The sequence below is a fragment of the Myxococcus sp. CA040A genome (assembly GCF_013336725.1).
Classification (GTDB): domain Bacteria; phylum Myxococcota; class Myxococcia; order Myxococcales; family Myxococcaceae; genus Myxococcus; species Myxococcus llanfairpwllgwyngyllgogerychwyrndrobwllllantysiliogogogochensis.
The window spans coordinates 119,540-135,803 of record NZ_JABUMR010000009.1 but is presented as its reverse complement, the minus strand read 5'-3'; the positions used below and the strand labels follow the sequence as shown (position 1 = coordinate 135,803).

The 16,264-nt window shown below is 69.0% G+C and carries 10 protein-coding genes, 5 tRNA genes and 1 other RNA gene; 2 read left to right on the top strand and 14 right to left on the bottom strand.

Annotated features, from left to right (window positions below; translation table 11 throughout):
- Entirely contained in the window at positions 1 to 1,878 is a 1,878-nt protein-coding gene (locus HUA75_RS36180) for a protein kinase (RefSeq protein ID WP_174488983.1), read from the top strand.
- 36 nt (positions 1,879 to 1,914) lie between these two features.
- Here the strand turns inward: HUA75_RS36180 and recR are convergent, their stop codons facing one another.
- The 5 genes from recR to HUA75_RS36155 form a co-directional block, all read right to left on the bottom strand.
- Positions 1,915 to 2,508, bottom strand: coding sequence for a recombination mediator RecR (gene recR / locus HUA75_RS36175; RefSeq protein WP_141649169.1), 594 nt, complete (start codon positions 2,506 to 2,508; stop codon positions 1,915 to 1,917).
- A 6-nt stretch (positions 2,509 to 2,514) separates the two neighbouring features.
- Entirely contained in the window at positions 2,515 to 2,832 is a 318-nt protein-coding gene (locus HUA75_RS36170) for a YbaB/EbfC family nucleoid-associated protein (protein WP_141649168.1), read from the bottom strand.
- Positions 2,833 to 2,924: 92 nt separating this feature from the next.
- The gene (locus tag HUA75_RS36165; protein WP_254627945.1) at positions 2,925 to 4,412 is read right to left on the bottom strand and encodes a DNA polymerase III subunit gamma/tau; all 1,488 of its coding nucleotides are present in this window, start codon (positions 4,410 to 4,412) and stop codon (positions 2,925 to 2,927) included.
- Between the two features lie 160 nt (positions 4,413 to 4,572).
- Complete coding sequence (dnaX, locus tag HUA75_RS36160; RefSeq protein WP_141647245.1) at positions 4,573 to 5,787, bottom strand: DNA polymerase III subunit gamma/tau; 1,215 nt, start codon at positions 5,785 to 5,787, stop codon at positions 4,573 to 4,575.
- Between the two features lie 55 nt (positions 5,788 to 5,842).
- Positions 5,843 to 7,381, bottom strand: a complete 1,539-nt coding sequence (locus HUA75_RS36155) for an NAD(P)/FAD-dependent oxidoreductase (protein WP_174488982.1) — start codon at positions 7,379 to 7,381, stop codon at positions 5,843 to 5,845.
- Between the two features lie 107 nt (positions 7,382 to 7,488).
- Here HUA75_RS36155 and HUA75_RS36150 point away from each other — a divergent pair, with 107 nt between their 5' ends.
- Positions 7,489 to 8,943, top strand: coding sequence for a glycosyltransferase family 39 protein (locus tag HUA75_RS36150; protein ID WP_174488981.1), 1,455 nt, complete (start codon positions 7,489 to 7,491; stop codon positions 8,941 to 8,943).
- Positions 8,944 to 9,053: 110 nt separating this feature from the next.
- Here HUA75_RS36150 and ffs read toward each other — a convergent pair.
- The 9 genes from ffs to HUA75_RS36105 all read right to left on the bottom strand — a co-directional run bounded on the left by ffs (position 9,054) and on the right by HUA75_RS36105 (position 16,243).
- An RNA gene (gene ffs / locus HUA75_RS36145) (signal recognition particle sRNA small type) lies at positions 9,054 to 9,146 on the bottom strand.
- A gap of 33 nt (positions 9,147 to 9,179) precedes the next feature.
- Positions 9,180 to 9,266: transfer RNA gene (locus HUA75_RS36140), tRNA-Ser, on the bottom strand.
- Between the two features lie 13 nt (positions 9,267 to 9,279).
- Positions 9,280 to 9,366, bottom strand: a tRNA-Ser gene (locus tag HUA75_RS36135).
- A 6-nt stretch (positions 9,367 to 9,372) separates the two neighbouring features.
- Positions 9,373 to 9,840: a tRNA adenosine(34) deaminase TadA gene (gene tadA / locus HUA75_RS36130; protein ID WP_141647247.1), complete on the bottom strand. Its 468-nt coding sequence runs from the start codon at positions 9,838 to 9,840 to the stop codon at positions 9,373 to 9,375.
- Between the two features lie 24 nt (positions 9,841 to 9,864).
- A tRNA-Arg gene (locus tag HUA75_RS36125) sits at positions 9,865 to 9,938 on the bottom strand.
- Between the two features lie 30 nt (positions 9,939 to 9,968).
- A tRNA-Ser gene (locus HUA75_RS36120) sits at positions 9,969 to 10,058 on the bottom strand.
- A 42-nt stretch (positions 10,059 to 10,100) separates the two neighbouring features.
- Positions 10,101 to 10,187: transfer RNA gene (locus tag HUA75_RS36115), tRNA-Ser, on the bottom strand.
- A 100-nt stretch (positions 10,188 to 10,287) separates the two neighbouring features.
- On the bottom strand, positions 10,288 to 11,568 hold the full coding sequence (gene serS, locus HUA75_RS36110; protein ID WP_174489108.1) for a serine--tRNA ligase: 1,281 nt from the start codon (positions 11,566 to 11,568) through the stop codon (positions 10,288 to 10,290).
- 136 nt (positions 11,569 to 11,704) lie between these two features.
- Positions 11,705 to 16,243, bottom strand: coding sequence for a tetratricopeptide repeat protein (locus HUA75_RS36105; protein WP_174488980.1), 4,539 nt, complete (start codon positions 16,241 to 16,243; stop codon positions 11,705 to 11,707).
- Positions 16,244 to 16,264 lie beyond the last annotated feature (21 nt).

Sequence of the window (16,264 nt, the reverse complement as noted above, 5' to 3'; positions counted from 1 at the left end):
ATGTCACCCACCCAGACGACACATCCTGGCTCCGAGGACGCGCCGCCGCCGCTGCTGCGCCCGTATGGGCCCTACGTGCTGGTTCGGAAGCTGGCCGAGGGCGGCATGGCGGAGATCTTCCTCGCCAAACTGCTGGGCGCGGACGGCTTCGAGCGCAACGTCGTCATCAAGCGGATGCTGCCGCACCTGTCGAGCATCCCTGACTTCGTGGAGATGTTCCGGGACGAGGCGCGGCTGGCCGCGAAGCTCACGCACCCCAACATCGTCCAGATTCAGGAGTTGGGCTTCACCGAGGGCTGCTACTACATCTGCATGGAGTACCTCGCGGGCGAGGACTTCTCCACGACGCTGCGGCTGGCCGGGCGTCGGCGGCAGTACCTGCCGTTCCCGATTGTGCTGCGGGTGCTCATCGATTCGGCGCGAGGGCTGCACTACGCGCACGAGTTCACGAATGACATGGGGCAGCCGCAGAACGTGGTCCACCGCGACGTCTCTCCGTCGAACCTGTACCTGACGTATCAGGGGCAGGTGAAGGTGCTGGACTTCGGCATCGCCAAGGCCGAGTCGCGGCTCGCCAACACGCGCACCGGCGTCGTGAAGGGCAAGTACATGTACATGGCGCCGGAGCAGGCGAAGGGCGGGGAGGTGGACCGTCGCGCGGACATCTTCGCGCTCGGCGTCAGCCTGTTCGAGGCGCTCACGCACGTGCGGCCCTTCTCGCGAGAGAACGACCTCGCGGTGCTCAACGCGCTCTTGCACAACGAGTTCAAGCGCCCGCGCGAGCTGCGGCCCGACCTGCCCGTCGAACTGGAGGCCATCGTCCTGAAGGCGATGTCTCCGTTTCCGGAAGACCGTCACCCCACGGCGGAGGCGTTCGCCGAGGACCTGGAGGCCTTCCTCGGCGAGCACCTGAGCGCCGCCGGCACGCCGCAGCTCAGCGCGTTCCTCCGCTCCCATTTCGGTGAGGAGCGCTTCACCGAGCGCACCCGCATCCCCACGCTGGCCTCGCTCTCCGCGGCCCTGGGGGTCGTGACGCAGGCCACCGGGTTGATGGAGACGGGGACGAACGTGGTGGGCGCTCCGGTCTCCGTGGGCGGAAGCACCGATGTCGCCACCGCGCGCGCCTGGGGGGCCCGTTCCCCCGCGTCGTCATCGGGACTGGTGCCGGCCGCGACGAAGACGCCGGCCACCGAGACCTCCGTTCCACCCGTGGAGGCCCCGCGTTCCCGAGGCTGGCGTCCGCTCGTCGTCGGCCTCGCGGGAGGCTTGCTGCTCGCGAGCGTGGGGCTCGTGGGATACCGGCAGCTCGTCGCGCCCGCGCCGTCGGGTGGCGAGGTGGCGGCTCACGCCCCCACGGCTCCCGCGAATGACGTGAGCATGAAGGTCCAGAAGCCTGAGCCAGTCCCGGTGCCCACTCCGCCAGAGGTGGTGGCCGCGCCCGTGGGGACGACCGTGCAGGGGCCGGAGGCTGTCCCGCCCACCCCCGAAGGCGACGCGCAGGCGGCCGTGGGAGCCCAGGCGGCGCTGCCGGGCAAGGGCGACGACGAGGTGGCCGAGAAGCCGCTGAAGGCGCCACCGGCCAAGAAGCGCATGACGCTGGGCGTGGGGGACATCACCCGCGTGGTGGAGAAGGGGCGCTCGCGCATCACCGCGTGCTTCGAGAAGAACCGCGCGGACCTGCCGACGAGCGAAGGGCAGGTCCAGGTGGAGTTCTCCATCGTCTCGTCGGGTGCCGTGCGCGCGGGCGTGCGCGGACCGCTGGCCGAGACGGCGGTGGGCCGCTGCCTCCAGTCCCAGGCGCAGCGGCTGCGCTTCCCGGCGCATCGCGACGAGGAGGTCAACGTACTGGTGCCGTTCGCCTGGCGGCTGACCCGGTAGGAAGCGCGGCGCCGGTGTTTGGCGCCGCGGGGTGGCTCAGAGGTCGCGGCGGGCGGACAGCGCCTTCGCGAGCGTGGCCTGGTCGGCGAACTCCAAATCACCGCCCATGGGCAGGCCCTGGGCGATGCGGGTGACACGCAGACCCATGGGCTTGAGCAGGCGCGTCAGGTACAGCGCGGTGGCCTCGCCCTCGACGTCCGGGTTGGTGGCGAGGATGAGCTCCTCCACCCGGCTGTCGTTGAGGCGCTCCAGCAGCTCCTTGATGCGAAGCTGCTCGGGGCCCACGCCTTCGAGCGGAGACAACACGCCGTGCAGGACGTGGTAGCGACCCTTGAACTCCCGGGTGCGCTCCAGCGCCATCAGGTCGGCGAAGGTCTCCACGACGCACAGCACGCGGTCGTCACGGCGGTGGTCGCGGCAGAAGCCACAGGTCTCCGTGTCGGTGAGGGAGAAGCAGCGCACGCACAGGTGCACCTTCTCCTTCACCTCTCGGATGGCCTGCGACAGGTCCGCGGCGTACTCACCGGGAGCACGCAGGATGTGGAACGCGAGGCGCTGGGCGGTCTTCTCGCCAATGCCCGGCAGCTTCGCGAGCTGGGCGACGAGGCGGTTCAGCGGATCGGGCGTCATCCGGTATCAGGTAACGCCGGGGATCTTGATGCCGCCGGAGATTTTGGCCAGCTCGCGCTGCATGTGCTGACGGCTGCTCGCCAGGGCGCCATTCACGGCGGCGATGATGAGGTCCTCGAGCATCGACGTGTCGTTCGGGTCGATGACCTCCTTGTTGATCTTGATGCTGCGGATCTCCTGGATGCCGTTGGCCACGACGGTGACGCGGCCATCGCCAGCCGTGGCCTCGACGGTCTCCTCGGCCAGCTGCTGCTTCCGCTCTTCAATCTTCTCCGTCAGCTTGTTCGCCTGCCGGATGAAGTAGTTCAGGTCGACGCCAGGCATGTGCTTCCTCGGTACTCGGGGGAGCGGCACCCTTCATGGGTCCGCTCGGGCGTGGAGTGTGGCGCGCACCCTACCGTTGCGCGGGGACAAAGTCAGGCGCTGTCGTCGGGGGCTTCGATTGGAGCGTCGGTGGGCGAGGCGGCGGCGGGGCGCTCGGGCTCGTAGATCTGGATGTGCTCGATTTCTCCACCCAGCCTCAGGAGCACGGCGCGGACCGAGGCGTGGTTGCGCACCTTGCTCTCGGTGTTCTTCTCGTGGGTGGCCCGGCTCTGTGCGTCACGCTCGGCGATGCTGAGCGAGGCCCGCGTGTCGTCGGCGGACACGTCCTGGAAGGACAGCTTCACCGCTCGGCCGAAGTGCTCGGCGAGGAGCTTGTCGATGATGGTCTTCCCCGCCGCGGCGGACACCGTCATCCGGTGCAGGCCGGCGGAGGGTAGGAAGCCGAGGATGATTTCCCCGGCCTTCATCGACATGAGTCGGCCGTTGGCGAGCGCGGTGCCGTGCCGGAGGGAGGAGGCCTTGACGCTCTCCACCGCGGCGCGCCAGCGCTCAATCAGCGGGAGGTTCGGGTTGTCGCGGCCTCGTGCCCCCGCGGGTGCGGGCGAGGTGGCGAGCACGGGAGGCGGCTCCGGCTCTGGCTCGGCGGCGGGAAGCTCGGGTTCGGGGATGCACTCGCCGGAGGCACAGCCGCCCGGGGAGGCTTCCTCCGGGTAGAAGCGCGAGTCCTCGTCGTCGACGGCCACGGACTCGGGCGGGCCCGGTGGGGCTTCCGGCTTGCGGACGTTGATGACGCGGACACTGGGCGCGGGCTCGGTGGTGCGAGAGAGCGGGGTGGCTCCGGCGTGAGGTCCGGGCGAGCCCACGGGCGCGGAGGGGGCGGTCCCGACGGAGGGCGGGGTGGCGGTGCCCTGGCGCAGGAAGGACAGGGGACGCGCGGCCGAGGGTGGCAGTCCGTCCAGCACGGGGCCCGAGGGCAGGGGAGTCTCGACGGCGAAGCCGCCGGGGCGAGGAGGGGCTTCCGTGCTGGCTTGCGCGCCCGAGGCATTGCGCAGGAAGGACAGGGGACGCGCGGCGGAGGGCGGCAGGCCGGCGATCACCGGGCCGGTGGCGGCGACGGGAGGCGCGACGGTGGGGGGCGGAGGTGGGCTCCAGGCACCCGAGGGTCCTGAGTCCGATGCGCCGCCCGAGTGTTGGGGTAGCTCGATGTCATCCGGAGGCTCGGCCACGTAGTCCGACTCGTCGTAGCGCGAGGCTCCGAAGTCACGCGGCGCAGCCTGGACGTTCGGAGCCTGCGAGCCCTGTGCGGACTCGGCGTAGCGAGTGGGGATTGCGTCGCGCGAAGCGTCCTGGGCGAAGGGCGCCTGTGCGCTCTGTGCGGACTCGGCGTAGCGAGCGGTGTTGGCGTCGGGAGGCATCCCGTCCGAGTGCGGCGTCTGGCCCCCTTGCGTCGACTCGGTGAATCGAGCGGGCCCTGCACCGAGCGGTGCTTGAGGAACCTGGGTGTGCTCGCTGACTCGAGCCGCGCCCGTGTCGCGCGGTGCTTCCCGCGCGGACTCGCCGAAGCGCGGTGCTTCCCCCATCCGTGAGTCGTCGGTGGGTCGATGTTCGGACGCGCTTCCAGCGGGCGCCAGTGCCGAAGGGGCACGCGCTGTCGAAGCAGTGGACTCAGGGGCTGTACCGCGAGCCTCCCAGGTAGGGGGAGGCGGGGCGGAGACTTCCGGACGAGGAGCCTGGCGGGGCTCAGGCGCGAAAGTTCGTGGAGCTGGAGCGACCTCCTGGCGCTCCAGCATTGGTCTTGTTGGCACCCTCACCCTGGGGAAGTCCGGCGGCGAGCCGGTCTACCCGCGCCAGCAGCTCCGGAATGGATCCACCCGGCGACAACTGGATGGCCTTCAGGAGCGCCATCTCCAATGCGAGCCTTGGCTGCGCCGCACGGGACACATCCCAGACGCTGCCGTGCACCACGTCGAACAGGCGGGTGAGCTGCGCGCTCTCTGCTTCCTTCGCCAGCGCGATGAGCGCCTTCTGCTCGGACTCAGCCAGTTCGGCGGGCGCCTCGCCCAGCGTCTTCGTGACGAAGAGGTGGCGCAACTGGAGCGCCAGCTCCTCCGCGAGCCGCTTCAAGTCGAGCCCGCGGTTGAAGACCTCCTCCACGCGCTCGAGTATGCGCTTGGCGTCCTTGCGCACCAGCGCCTCGGCGAAGTCCTGCACCATCGTCCGGTCGATGGCGCCCAGGGCCTCGGCGACTTCTTCATCCGTCGGACTGGCACCGCACGAGGCGAGCACCTGGTCCAGGAGGCTCAGCGCGTCGCGCATGCCGCCCTCGGACTGGCGCACGACGAGCGACAGCGAACGGTCGGAGATGCCCGCGCCTTCCGCCTTGCAGATCTCCTGGAGCCGCTGGAGCATCCGCGCCGCGGAGATGCGGCGGAAGTTGTGACGCTGGCAGCGCGAGAGAATCGTGTCCGGGAGCTTGTGCGCCTCCGTCGTCGCGAAGATGAACTTCACGTGACCAGGCGGCTCCTCCAGCGTCTTGAGCAGCGCGTTGAACGCCGCTCCGGACAGCATGTGGACCTCGTCGATGATGTAGATCTTGTGCCGGTCTCGCTGCGGCAGGTACTTCGCGTTCTCGCGAATCTCGCGGACGTTCTCGACGCCGTTGTTGGACGCACCGTCGATCTCCGCCACGTCCACGCTGGTGCCGTTGGCGATTTCGATGCACGCCCGGCACTCGCCGCACGGAGTCGCCGTGGGGCCCTTCTCACAGTTGAGGGCCTTGGCGAGCAGTCGAGCGGCCGTCGTCTTGCCGACACCACGAGGGCCGCAGAACAGGTACGCATGAGCGACCCGGTCCATCTTGATGGCGTTCGCGATGGTCCGGACGACGTGCTCCTGTCCGGTCATGTCATCGAACTTCTGCGGGCGCCATTTACGCGCGAGGACGAGGTAGCTCATGGGGGCCTTCATCTAAACACGATGGCGCGGAGGATCCATCTCCAGGCGCTGGGACTCAGCGTCCCAGGGCCTTGAGGACCACGCCCGCGGCGTTGTGGCCGGCCGCGCCGATGACACTGCCGGCGGGGTGACAGCCCGCGCTGCAGAAATAGAGCCCCTGCACCGGCGTCTCGTAGGGCAGCCGGTCGGTGAAGCCCCGCTTGTTGTCCACATGGTGGATGTGGCCCCCCGTGATTCCGAAGTGACTCTCGATTTTCGGGGGCGTGAGGGCGAAGTACTCCTGCACCTTGTCACTGGTCCCCGGGGCGAAGCGGTCGCAGATGGACAGCAGATGTTGCACGTAGCGCGACTCCTCCTTCTCCCACGTGGTGCCCTCCAGCTTGTAGGGCACCCACTCCACGAAGAGGGCGGAGTTGTGGTGCCCCTCGGCGTCGCGCAGCGTGGGGTCCACGGTGGTGTGGATGTACCACTCGATGGAGGGGAACTCCGACAGCTTGCCCGCCTGCGTCTCGTGGTACGAGCGCTCCAGCGCCCCGAGCACGTCGTCCTCCTGCGGCAGCAGGTGGATGGTGGGACCGAACTGGCCCTTGTCCTCGGGCAGACAGGTGAACCTGGGCAGGTCCTTCAGGCACAGGTTCACCTTGAGCGTGGTGCCCGGCACCGCCATCGCGTTCACCTTCGCGCGGTAGTCCGCCGGCAGCGCCGCCGAGTCCACCAGCTTCAGCGTACGGAACGGGTCGCCGTTGGAGATGACGACGTTGGCGCTCAATTCCTCGCCATTCTCCAGCACCACGCCCTTCACCACGCCCGCGTCCACGCGGACCGAGGTCACCTTCGCGCCCGTGCGGATGGTGGCGCCGTACTTGCGCGCGACGTTGGCGATGGACTGGGTGACGGTGCCCATACCGCCGCCGACAATCATCCACGTGCCGCCGCTGCCGGGCAGTCGGCACATGTTGTGGACGAGCAGGTTCATCCCCGTCCCCGGCGTGTCATAGCCGCCATCCAGCCCGGAGAACGCGTCCGTCACCGCGTACATCGCCTTCACGAAGTCGGACTTGAAGCGGAAGCGCTCCAGGTACTGGCGCGCCGAGCCCCGACACAGCTGGATGAAGTTCTGCCGCAGCGCGGGCCGGATGTAGCGCTCGGCGGTCTCCTCGATGGAGAGCGGGGGCAGAAGCCACGAGGGGGCCAGGTCGTCGCGCAGCGCGCCCAGCTCCGTGTTCATCGCCTGGTTGGCCTCCCAGTCCTCCTGGGAGAAGAACTCCAGGAACTGGCGCTTCAGCTCGCGCTCGTCCGAGCCGAACAAGAGATATCGCTTGCCCGTGGTGGGCAGGAAGTAGTGCGGGTCCCTCCGCTTGAGGGGCAGGTCCAGCTCCAGCTCGCGCAACAGCTCCGGCGGCATCAGGCCCAGGAGGTACGCGCCCGTGGACACGCCAAGCCCCGGCGCGCTCTTGAACGGGTACTCCGTGCGGCACGCTCCGCCAATGACGTCCTTGTCCTCCAGGACGGTGACCGACAGGCCCCGGCGCGCGAGCATCGCCGCTGTCACGAGCCCGTTATGTCCCGCTCCCACCACGATGACGTCCGGCATGTGTCTTCCTCCTCAGGGAACCGCGTTCCTACCCGAGCGAGGGCCTGCCGGACAAACGTCACCTGGCTTGCACCCGGGCGCGGGGCCGGGGAGAGTCCCCACCGCCCGTGTCCGTACCCCTGCCCGACGCACCCACCGCCCCCGTGTCGCTCGAGAACCCGCCGGCCGATGCTCATCGTCCCGAGCCTCGGAAGCACACACTCCTCACCTGGTTGTCGCTCGCGGGTGTGGCGCTCCTGCCCGCCATCGTCGCCGTGACGCAGCTGGGCCGCATCCATCCCGACGAGGTGTATCAGGCCCTGGAACCCGCCTACTGGCGCGTCCACGGCTACGGGGTGCTGGCGTGGGAGTGGCGCGATGGCATCCGCAACTGGGCTGTGCCTGGGGTGCTGGCGGCCTTCCTCAAGCTGGCGCGGATGCTCGGCATCACCGACCCCCAGGGCTATCGCGCGGTGGTGGCCGTCCCCCAACTCGCGCTGCATGCGTGGAGCCTGTGGGCCGCATACCGCTTCTCCGCCCGTCGAGCTGGCCCCGCGGGAGGCTGGCTGGCTGTCCTGCTGCTGGGCCTCTATGGACCGGTGCTCGTCTTCGCCGGACGCACGCTGGCGGAGTCGTTCTCCACGTCCTTCCTCGTGGTGGCGATGGAGGCGTTGGACCGGCGCGAGCGCGAGGGCAGGGCGGGCCTCGTCGGTGGCGCGGCCCTGGGGTTCGCCGTGGTCACGCGCTACCCGTCCGCCATCTGTGTCGTCGCGGCGCTGCTCTGGTTGATGGCCGCCCGACGCTGGAAGCTCCTGGCCTTCACCTGCCTGGGGGGACTCGTGGTGGCCGCGGGGCTGGGCCTGCTGGACCACGTCACCTGGGGCAGCCCCTTCCATTCGTTCTTCAAGTACGTCCGCTTCAACGTCCTGTCCGGAGAAGCGGCGGCCCGTTTCGGCTCGGCGACCCCGGGCTTCTACGCGATGCCCCTGTTGATGGCGGTCCCCCTCTGGGGCTGGGCCGCCGTGCCGCTGGGCCTCTGGGCCCTGAAGCGCAAGGCCGGCGTGTCCCTGCCGCTCACGTGTGCGGGCATCTACCTGGCGGTGCTGCTGGCCACCGCGCACAAGGAGGAGCGCTTCCTCTACCCGGCCCTGGTGCTGGGACTCCTCGCCGCGGCCCCCGTCATCGCCGCCTTCATCACCTCGCGGGCCCACGGGGCGCTGCGCTGGGGGCTGGCCACGGTGGCGCTGGCCTCGGGGCTCGCCTCCGCGTTCTTCTTCCCGCCCAATGATCTCCGCGCGGACCAGTTCCGAGCCATCGTCGCGGCGACCCGCATGGGAGGCGCGACGGGGCTGGTCATCGTCAACGAAGGGCTGTGGGGTTCCGGCGGCTTCTTCTACCTGGGCCAGGAGATTCCCTGGCTCACCTGCGACTGGCCCCGGGACGGCGCCTTCCAGCAAGGCATGCGCGAGCGGCGCTTCAATCGCGTCGTCACCTTCGAGGACCGGGCCCTGCCTGAAATCCAGGCGGCGGGCTTCCGAATCGCGAAGCGCATCGGCCGAGAGACGTTGCTCGTCCGCGACTGAACCCGAGTCAGAAGCTCGGTAGGGGAGGGCGCGAGCAAGGCGCCTGGCGTCCCCTCGTGTTCTTGCCCGCAAAGGCGAAGAGCCAGACCCCCGAAACGGGAGACTGGCTCTTCAGAACGGCCGGGACACACGCGGTAGATCGCTACCGTTGCTTCCTTCCGGACCTGGCGGGGTTCGCGCCCCCACGTTGTCCCGACCACAAAGGATGTAGACATCGACTGCTGAAACAACAACTACGGAGAGGGTGGGATTCGAACCCACGATACCCTTTCAGATATACACGCGTTCCAGGCGTGCGCCTTCAACCGCTCGGCCACCTCTCCAAGAAGTCTGGAGCGGAGAGCGTAGGATTCGAACCTACGATACCGTTCCCGGTATGCCTGATTTCGAGTCAGGTGCCTTCGACCACTCGGCCAGCTCTCCAAGTATTCAATTGTCGCGTCGTTTCGCGCGCAAGCGCTCGAAGAACGACTTTAGAAGAATCCGGCTGTCTTCCGCCAGGATACCACTCGTGACCTGGAGCCGGTGGTTGTGACGAGGCTCTTCGGCCAGGTTGTAGAGCGAGCCGACTGCACCTGCCTTCGGGTCCATGGCGCCAAAGACGAGGCGCGTCACCCGGGACTGCACCAGCGCACCGGCGCACATCGCGCACGGTTCCAACGTCACATAAAGCGTGACGCCCGTCATCCTCCAGACCCCCAGATGCCTGCGAGCGGCATCCAGTGCGAGGACTTCCGCATGGGCAAGGGGATTGCGGTCCACTTCGCGGCGGTTGAAACCCGTTCCAATGACGTTTCCATCATGGACCGCTACCGCACCGACGGGGACCTCTCCGAGTGTCGCGGCTTCCCGCGCGAGCGCGAGTGCCTGCTGCATGAAAGCTTCGTCGTCACTCATGGAGACGGCGTGAAAAGAAGGGAGCGCTCCCTGGAGGATTCGAACCTCCGGCCTTCGGATTCGTAGTCCGACGCTCTATCCAGCTGAGCTAAGGGAGCAAAATCTTCACGCACTGCTACAACAACAGGTGGCGGAGAGAGAGGGATTCGAACCCTCGATACCCTTTCGAGTATGCAGGTTTAGCAAACCTGTGCCTTCAGCCTCTCGGCCATCTCTCCAACTCTTCTCTGTCAAAGAACCGCAAAATTCAAGCACAAATTCGGAGGCGGTAGGATTCGAACCTACGGAGAGCTTGCACCCTCTGCGGTTTTCAAGACCGCTGCCTTCAACCGCTCGGCCACGCCTCCATACAACAACTTCAGCCGGCGGTGTCCCTCGGACCGACGTCGACCGTGGGGCCGCCCTTCTACCTCATTCCGCGCCCGTTGCAAGCGGATGATCACAGTTCTAGAGCGGCTTCAGTTCCTTGATGCCGCCCATGTAGGGCCAGAGCACTTCCGGGATGGCGACGGTGCCGTCGTCCCGCTGGTAGTTCTCCAGGATGGCGATGGAAGTGCGGCCCACCGCGAGCCCGCTGCCGTTCAGGGTATGGACGAGCTGCGGCTTGTCCCCCTTCTGGGCCCGGAAGCGAATCTTCGCCCGGCGGGACTGGAAGTCGCCGCAGTCCGAGCAGGACGAAATCTCCCGGTACGCGTTCTGCCCCGGCAGCCAGACCTCGATGTCGTACGTCTTGCGGGCGGAGAAGCCCATGTCTCCGGTGCACAGCAGCATCACCCGGTGGTGCAGGCCCAGGCGGCGCAGGATGTCGCACGCGTCGTCCGTCATCGACTCCAGCTCTTCCAGGCTCTTGTCGGGCTGGGCGAACTTCACCATCTCCACCTTGTGGAACTGGTGCTGGCGGATGAGGCCGCGGGTGTCCTTGCCGGCGGCGCCGGCCTCCGCGCGGAAGCACGGGCTGAAGGCGCAGTAGCGGATGGGCATCGACTCGCCCTCGAGGATTTCGTCCGCGTGGTAGTTGGTGACGGGCACTTCCGCGGTGGGGATGAGGAAGCGCTCAGGGTCGCCCAGCGTCTTGAAGGCGTCATCCTCGAACTTGGGCAACTGGCCCGTCCCCATCATCGTCTCGCGCAGCACCAGATAGGGCGGAAGCAGCTCCGTGTAGCCCTTCTGGGCGTGCACATCGATCATGAACGTGACGAGCGCACGCTCGAGCCTCGCCAGGGCGCCCTTGTAGAAGGTGAAGCGGCTGCCGGAGACCTTCGCGGCGCGCTCGAAGTCGAGCATGCCCAGCTTCTCCCCCAGCTCGAAGTGCTGCTTCGGCGTGAAGGGCAGGTTCGGCTTCTCACCCCAGCTCTTCACCTGGACGTTCTCGTCCGCGCTGGCACCCACGGGCACGGACTCGTGCGGCGTGTTGGGGATGAGCAGGAGGATGCGGTTGATCTCCTCCTCCACTTCCTTGAGGCGGTTCTCCTTCTCCTTGATGTCCTGGGAGACGGCGCGAAGGTCTCCACGCAGCGCGTCCAGCGCCTTGGGGTCCTCCTTTGCCTTCTTCTTCATCTCCTCGTTGGCGGCGTTGCGGCGCGCGGCGAGGGACTCCATCGAGACGTACAGCTCCCGGCGCTCGGAGAACAGCGCCTGGAAGGGGCCGAGATCCAGGTTGCCGCCCCGCGTCTTCAGGCGAGCGACGACCGCATCGAAGTTCTGCGCAACGTTCCGGAGGTCCAGCATGGGGGACGCCTTGTAGTCACCCTCGGTGGGCGTCAGCAAGACTCCTCGCGCCCGGGGTGCTCAAGGGCGGACGCCCCGGCCGCCGGGGGCCTGACGCCGGCCATCCCTGGAAGGACGGCCGGCTGTCGGCTGGCGGCTAGTTCTGCAGGTCGTAGATCTCTTCCTCGATGTCCTTCTTGTCCGTCGCGTCCGGCTTCTTCACGAGGTAGTCCTTGAAGGCCTGCACGGCTTCCCGGCGCTTGTTCTTCTCCTTATAGGCGAAGCCCAGGTAGTAGTAGGTCATCGGGTTTTCCGGCTCGACGCTGGAGGCCTTGCGGTACCAGTCGATGGCCTTGGCGTGCTGGGCCTGCTCGGTGAAGGCGCGGGCGACCTTGTAGTAGACGTGAGTCAGCTTCGCGTCCGCCTTGAGGGCCGTCTGGTAGCGCTTGATGGCGTCGTTCCAGCGGGCCGCGTTGAAGTACGCGTCGCCGATGGAGCCGAGCACCCGGGTCCGGCGCGGGTCTGACTTGAGGCTGTCCTCGAAGGAGGAGATGGCCTCGTCGAACTCGCCGTTCTCCAGGTGGGCGTGGCCGAGCGCCTCGTGCGCGTCGGCGTTGGCCGGGTCCAGGTCCACGGCGGTGTTCCACTCGCGCATGGCGTCCGGCAGGTTCTTCGCGTCGCGGAGGATGACGCCGTAGGCGTAGTGGTAGTCGGGGCGCTTGGGGGCGCGCTCCACGGCCTTGCGCATGGCGTCCATGGCCTGGGTGAACTCCATCCGCTTCGCCTTCACGAGCGCCAGGTAGTAGAGCGCCTCGTGGTTGGAGGGCTCGTTGCTCAGCGCGAGGCCCAGGTTGCTCTCCGCGCCGGGCAGGTCTCCACGCTCCAGCAGCACCGCGCCCAGGGTGATGGGAATCGTGGTGGAGCGAGGGTCCTCCGCCTTGGCCTTCTCCAGTTCGGCCACGGCCTCGTCGAGCTTGCCCAGGCGCCACAGCACGATGCCGCGCTGCAGCCGGCCGTCCTTCAGCAAGTGGGGGTCCAGCTCCAGGGCGCGGTTGGCCTCCGTCTGCGCCTTCTCCAGGTCGTTGTTGAGCAGCGCCACGCGCGACAGGCCCAGGTGGGCGTCGGCGAGGTTCGGGTCGAGCTGCACGGCGCGCTCGAACTCCTGCTGGCCGAGCAGCGCGTTGTTCTCCGCCAGGGCCAGCTCACCCAGACCGGCGCGCACGCCCGCGAGGTCCGGGGCCTTGGTGGCGGCCTGCTCCAACTGGGTGCGGGCCTCCGCGTTGCGGCGCTGCCGCAGGTAGAAGCGGCCCAGGTAGAGGTTGGCCTCCACCAGGGTGGCGTCCGCGGCGATGGCGCGCTTGTAGTGGCCCTCCGCCTCGGAGAGCTTGTCCAGGGCGTCCTCGATGCGGCCGTAGAGGTAGGCGATGCGGGCCTCATTGGGGAAGCTCCCGCTGGCCTTCTGCACCGCCTCCAGCGCGGCCTGCATCTTCCCGGTCATCACCAGCGAGGTGATGTGGCCGTCGGCGTACTCCAGGTTGTCACCCTCTTCCGAGGCCAGCGCCGTGTACAGCGGCAGGGCGCCTTCGTAGTTGCGCTGGGCGCGCATCACGTGGGCCAGCTGCGCCTTGAGGAAGTCGGACTGAGGGTCCTTCTCCAGGGCGGACTTCAGCTCCGCCTCCGCCTCCTTGGGCTTGTGCTGGTGGAAGAGCGCCACGCCCTTGAGTCCCCGGGCGCGAGCGAGCTCCGCGGGGCCGAGCGCGGACTGGACGTCCTCGGCGAGAGCCTCCTCCACGGACTGGGTGCCCTTCTCGGCATCCTTGCGCACCAGCAGCTGCACGGCCGCGAGTTCCACGGCGGAGGCGGCGTGCTTGCGGTCGGCCTCGAGCGCGGCGGCGTACGAGGCGGCGGCCTCGTCGGCACGGCCCGCGGCCTGGTGCAGGTTGCCCAGCGCGTGGTGGGCCTTGGCGGACTTGGGGTCCGCGGCGAGCACCTTCTTCAGCGTCTCGATGGCGCTGTTCTGGTCGCGCTTCATCGCCTGGGCCTCGGCCACGAGGAAGGCCAGCTCCAGGTCCGCCTGGTTCGCCTCTCGGCTGAAGGCGTCCAGCAGCGGGGGCAGCGCCGCGTCCGCCTGTCGGGAGGTGAGCGCGAGCGACGCGGCCGCCTTGATGACGTCGACGTCCTTCTCGCCCAGCAGCGCGATGTCCGCCATCGCCTCGCGGCAGCGGCTCATGTCGGCCATGTCGGCCGCGGCGTACTTGCGCTGCAGGTAATAGACGGACTGGCACCACAGCGAGCGCACCGCCGGATACTCCTTCTCCTGGAGCGCCTGCGCGGAGAGGGTGTGCGCCTGCTTGTAGCTGGCGAAGGTGTCCTGGAGGAGCGCCTGGCGCGCCTGGCTCACGAGCTGCGCCTGGGGCGAGCCGTCCGAGACGCGCGCGGGGAAGATGGCCCGGCGACCGAAGGCGCCGTAGCGCGTGCCGAACTCCGTGCCCACGCCGATGCCCAGCATCAACACGGCCACGCCGGCGGCGATGAACAGGGGGATGCGCTTCTTGATCTTCGCGTCGGCGCCGCTGCGGTCCACGACGGAGACCGCGGCCATGCGGCCTTCGTAGAGCTGCTCCAGGCGACGCATGTTCGCCTGCGTTCCACCCGGGTCGGCGCGAGGGGCTTCGGAGTCCGACGCGGTGGCGACGGGCGCGGCGGCCACGACCTTGGACGGGCCCTCCATCAGCCTCTGGATGGCGGAGGCGAAGGTGGGGATGGTGCCGATGGCCGACCACGACTCCGAGTCCAGGGAGACGTCCTCGTTGCCGAGCAGCTGCCCGTCCTCGAGCATCTTGACGACGACGCCCTCGTCGAACGGGCCGAACACCTTGCCGGAGCGGCGACGGACGTGGAAGCGGCGCACCTTGGCGCCGGCCTGGCCTGTCTCGCGGCTCGCGGCGTCGTCGATGAAGGACAGCATCTCCAGACCGTCCGCCGGACCTGCGTTGGGCGGGGGCGGCAGCGGGTCGGAGAGGTCCGCTTCCAGGTCGTCACCGGGCCTCGCGGTGGGGTCGAACTCGAGCGAGTCCGGGATGCCGGGCGACGCCGCGGGAGTCGGCGGCATCCCGAAGTCCACGTCGCCAAAGTCCACCGAGGGGTTGAACGACGCGGGAGGCGCGGCGGGAGGCGGGGGCTCGGCGAAGTCGAGGCTGAAGTCCGGCACCGGCGCGGGCGCGGATCCGAAATCCGCGTTGAACCCGGGCGTGGGGGGCGAGGCGAAGTCGAACGACAGGTCCTGCGGCTGCGCGGCGGGCGACGGCAGGTCGGAGAAGTCCATCCCGGGCGCGGCGGGCGACGGCAGGTCCGAGAAGTCCATCGCTCCCGCGGTGGGCTGCGACGCGGAGAACGGATCCTCCCCCGCGGGCACGGGCAGCTCGGCGAAGTCGAACGACGGTCCCCCCGAGGGCGGAGGCGGCAGCGCGAACGGGTCCTCCGTCATCGGCGCCTGCGCATACGCGGGAGGCGGAGGCAGCGCGAAGGGGTCTGCTTCCAACGGCGGAGGAGGCAGCGCGAACGGGTCCTCCGTCATGGGCGCCTCCGCGTACGCGGGAGGCGGAGGCAGCGCGAACGGGTTCGCCTCGGCCGGGTAGCCGGCATGCGCGGGGTTGGGCGTGGGCGGCAGCGCGAAGGCGGTGGCTTCGCCGCTCGGGGTCTCGACGTCGAAGGCGAAAGGATCCGCTTCAGGCTGCGCGGGCACGGGAAGCGCGTCGTCGGAGAAGTCGAAGTCTCGCGCGGTGCCCGTCACGTCGGGCATTTCGACGGAGCCGTGGGCCAGGTCCACCGGCGGCGCCAGCGAGTCGTCCGAGAAGTCGAACTCGCGCCCCGCCTTGGGCGCAGGGGGCGCCGCGGGCCGCGGCGGCTCGCGGAACGCCGCATTGGGCATCGGAATGGCCACGACCCGCGTCACGTCCCGGTCCTGGCGGACGGGCGGCTCCACGTCGTCGAAGCCCTCGCTGAACGAGTCCACCGCGCCCGGCAGGGGAATGGCGCCAGACGAAGACGCGACACCCGGCAGGGGGATGGCACCGGAGTCGAAAGGCGCGGAGGCACCGGGCAGTGGAATGGCGCCCGCGTCGTAGCCGAAGTCATCCTGCGGAGCGGAGGCGCCGGGCAGCGGAATGGCGCCCGCGTCGTAGCCGAAATCATCCTGCGGCGCGGAGGCACCGGGCAGCGGAATGGCGCCCGCGTCGTAGCCGAAGTCATCCTGCGGAGCGGAGGCGCCGGGCAGCGGAATGGCGCCCGCGTCGTAGCCGAAGTCATCCTGCGGAGCGGAGGCGCCGGGCAGCGGAATGGCACCCGCGTCGTAGCCGAAGCCATCGGACTGTGGGGCGGCGCCCGGGAGGGGAATGGCCTCGTGCCCCAGGGCGATGGCCCCCGAGGGCGCGGCGCCCGGGAGGGGAATCGCGATGGCGCCCGACGGCGCGGCCCCGGGGAGGGGAATCGCGGCGGCGCTCGGCGCGGACGCACCAGGCAGGGGAATGGCGGCGGCCGACGGAGCAGGCGCGGCAGGGGCCGCTGCGCTCACTCCCTCGGGTCTGATGGGGAAGGTGGTCTGGCACCGGGCGCACTTGAGCTTCGCGCCACCCGGGGGGATCCGCTTGTCATCGATGTTGTAATTCGTCTGGCAAGACGGGCAGGAGACTTTCATGGGGTTCCTTCGACGGGACCG

Bases quoted from the DNA above. Each gene is read 5' to 3' on its own strand.
- HUA75_RS36165 (WP_254627945.1), bottom strand. From the start codon at position 4,412: ATGGGGGAAGCACCGCGCTTCGGCGAGTCCGCGCGGGAAGCACCGCGC.
- recR (WP_141649169.1), bottom strand. From the start codon at position 2,508: ATGACGCCCGATCCGCTGAACCGCCTCGTCGCCCAGCTCGCGAAGCTG.
- HUA75_RS36180 (WP_174488983.1), top strand. From the start codon at position 1: ATGTCACCCACCCAGACGACACATCCTGGCTCCGAGGACGCGCCGCCG.
- HUA75_RS36170 (WP_141649168.1), bottom strand. From the start codon at position 2,832: ATGCCTGGCGTCGACCTGAACTACTTCATCCGGCAGGCGAACAAGCTG.
- HUA75_RS36155 (WP_174488982.1), bottom strand. From the start codon at position 7,381: ATGCCGGACGTCATCGTGGTGGGAGCGGGACATAACGGGCTCGTGACA.
- HUA75_RS36105 (WP_174488980.1), bottom strand. From the start codon at position 16,243: ATGAAAGTCTCCTGCCCGTCTTGCCAGACGAATTACAACATCGATGAC.
- serS (WP_174489108.1), bottom strand. From the start codon at position 11,568: ATGCTGGACCTCCGGAACGTTGCGCAGAACTTCGATGCGGTCGTCGCT.
- tadA (WP_141647247.1), bottom strand. From the start codon at position 9,840: ATGAGTGACGACGAAGCTTTCATGCAGCAGGCACTCGCGCTCGCGCGG.
- dnaX (WP_141647245.1), bottom strand. From the start codon at position 5,787: ATGAGCTACCTCGTCCTCGCGCGTAAATGGCGCCCGCAGAAGTTCGAT.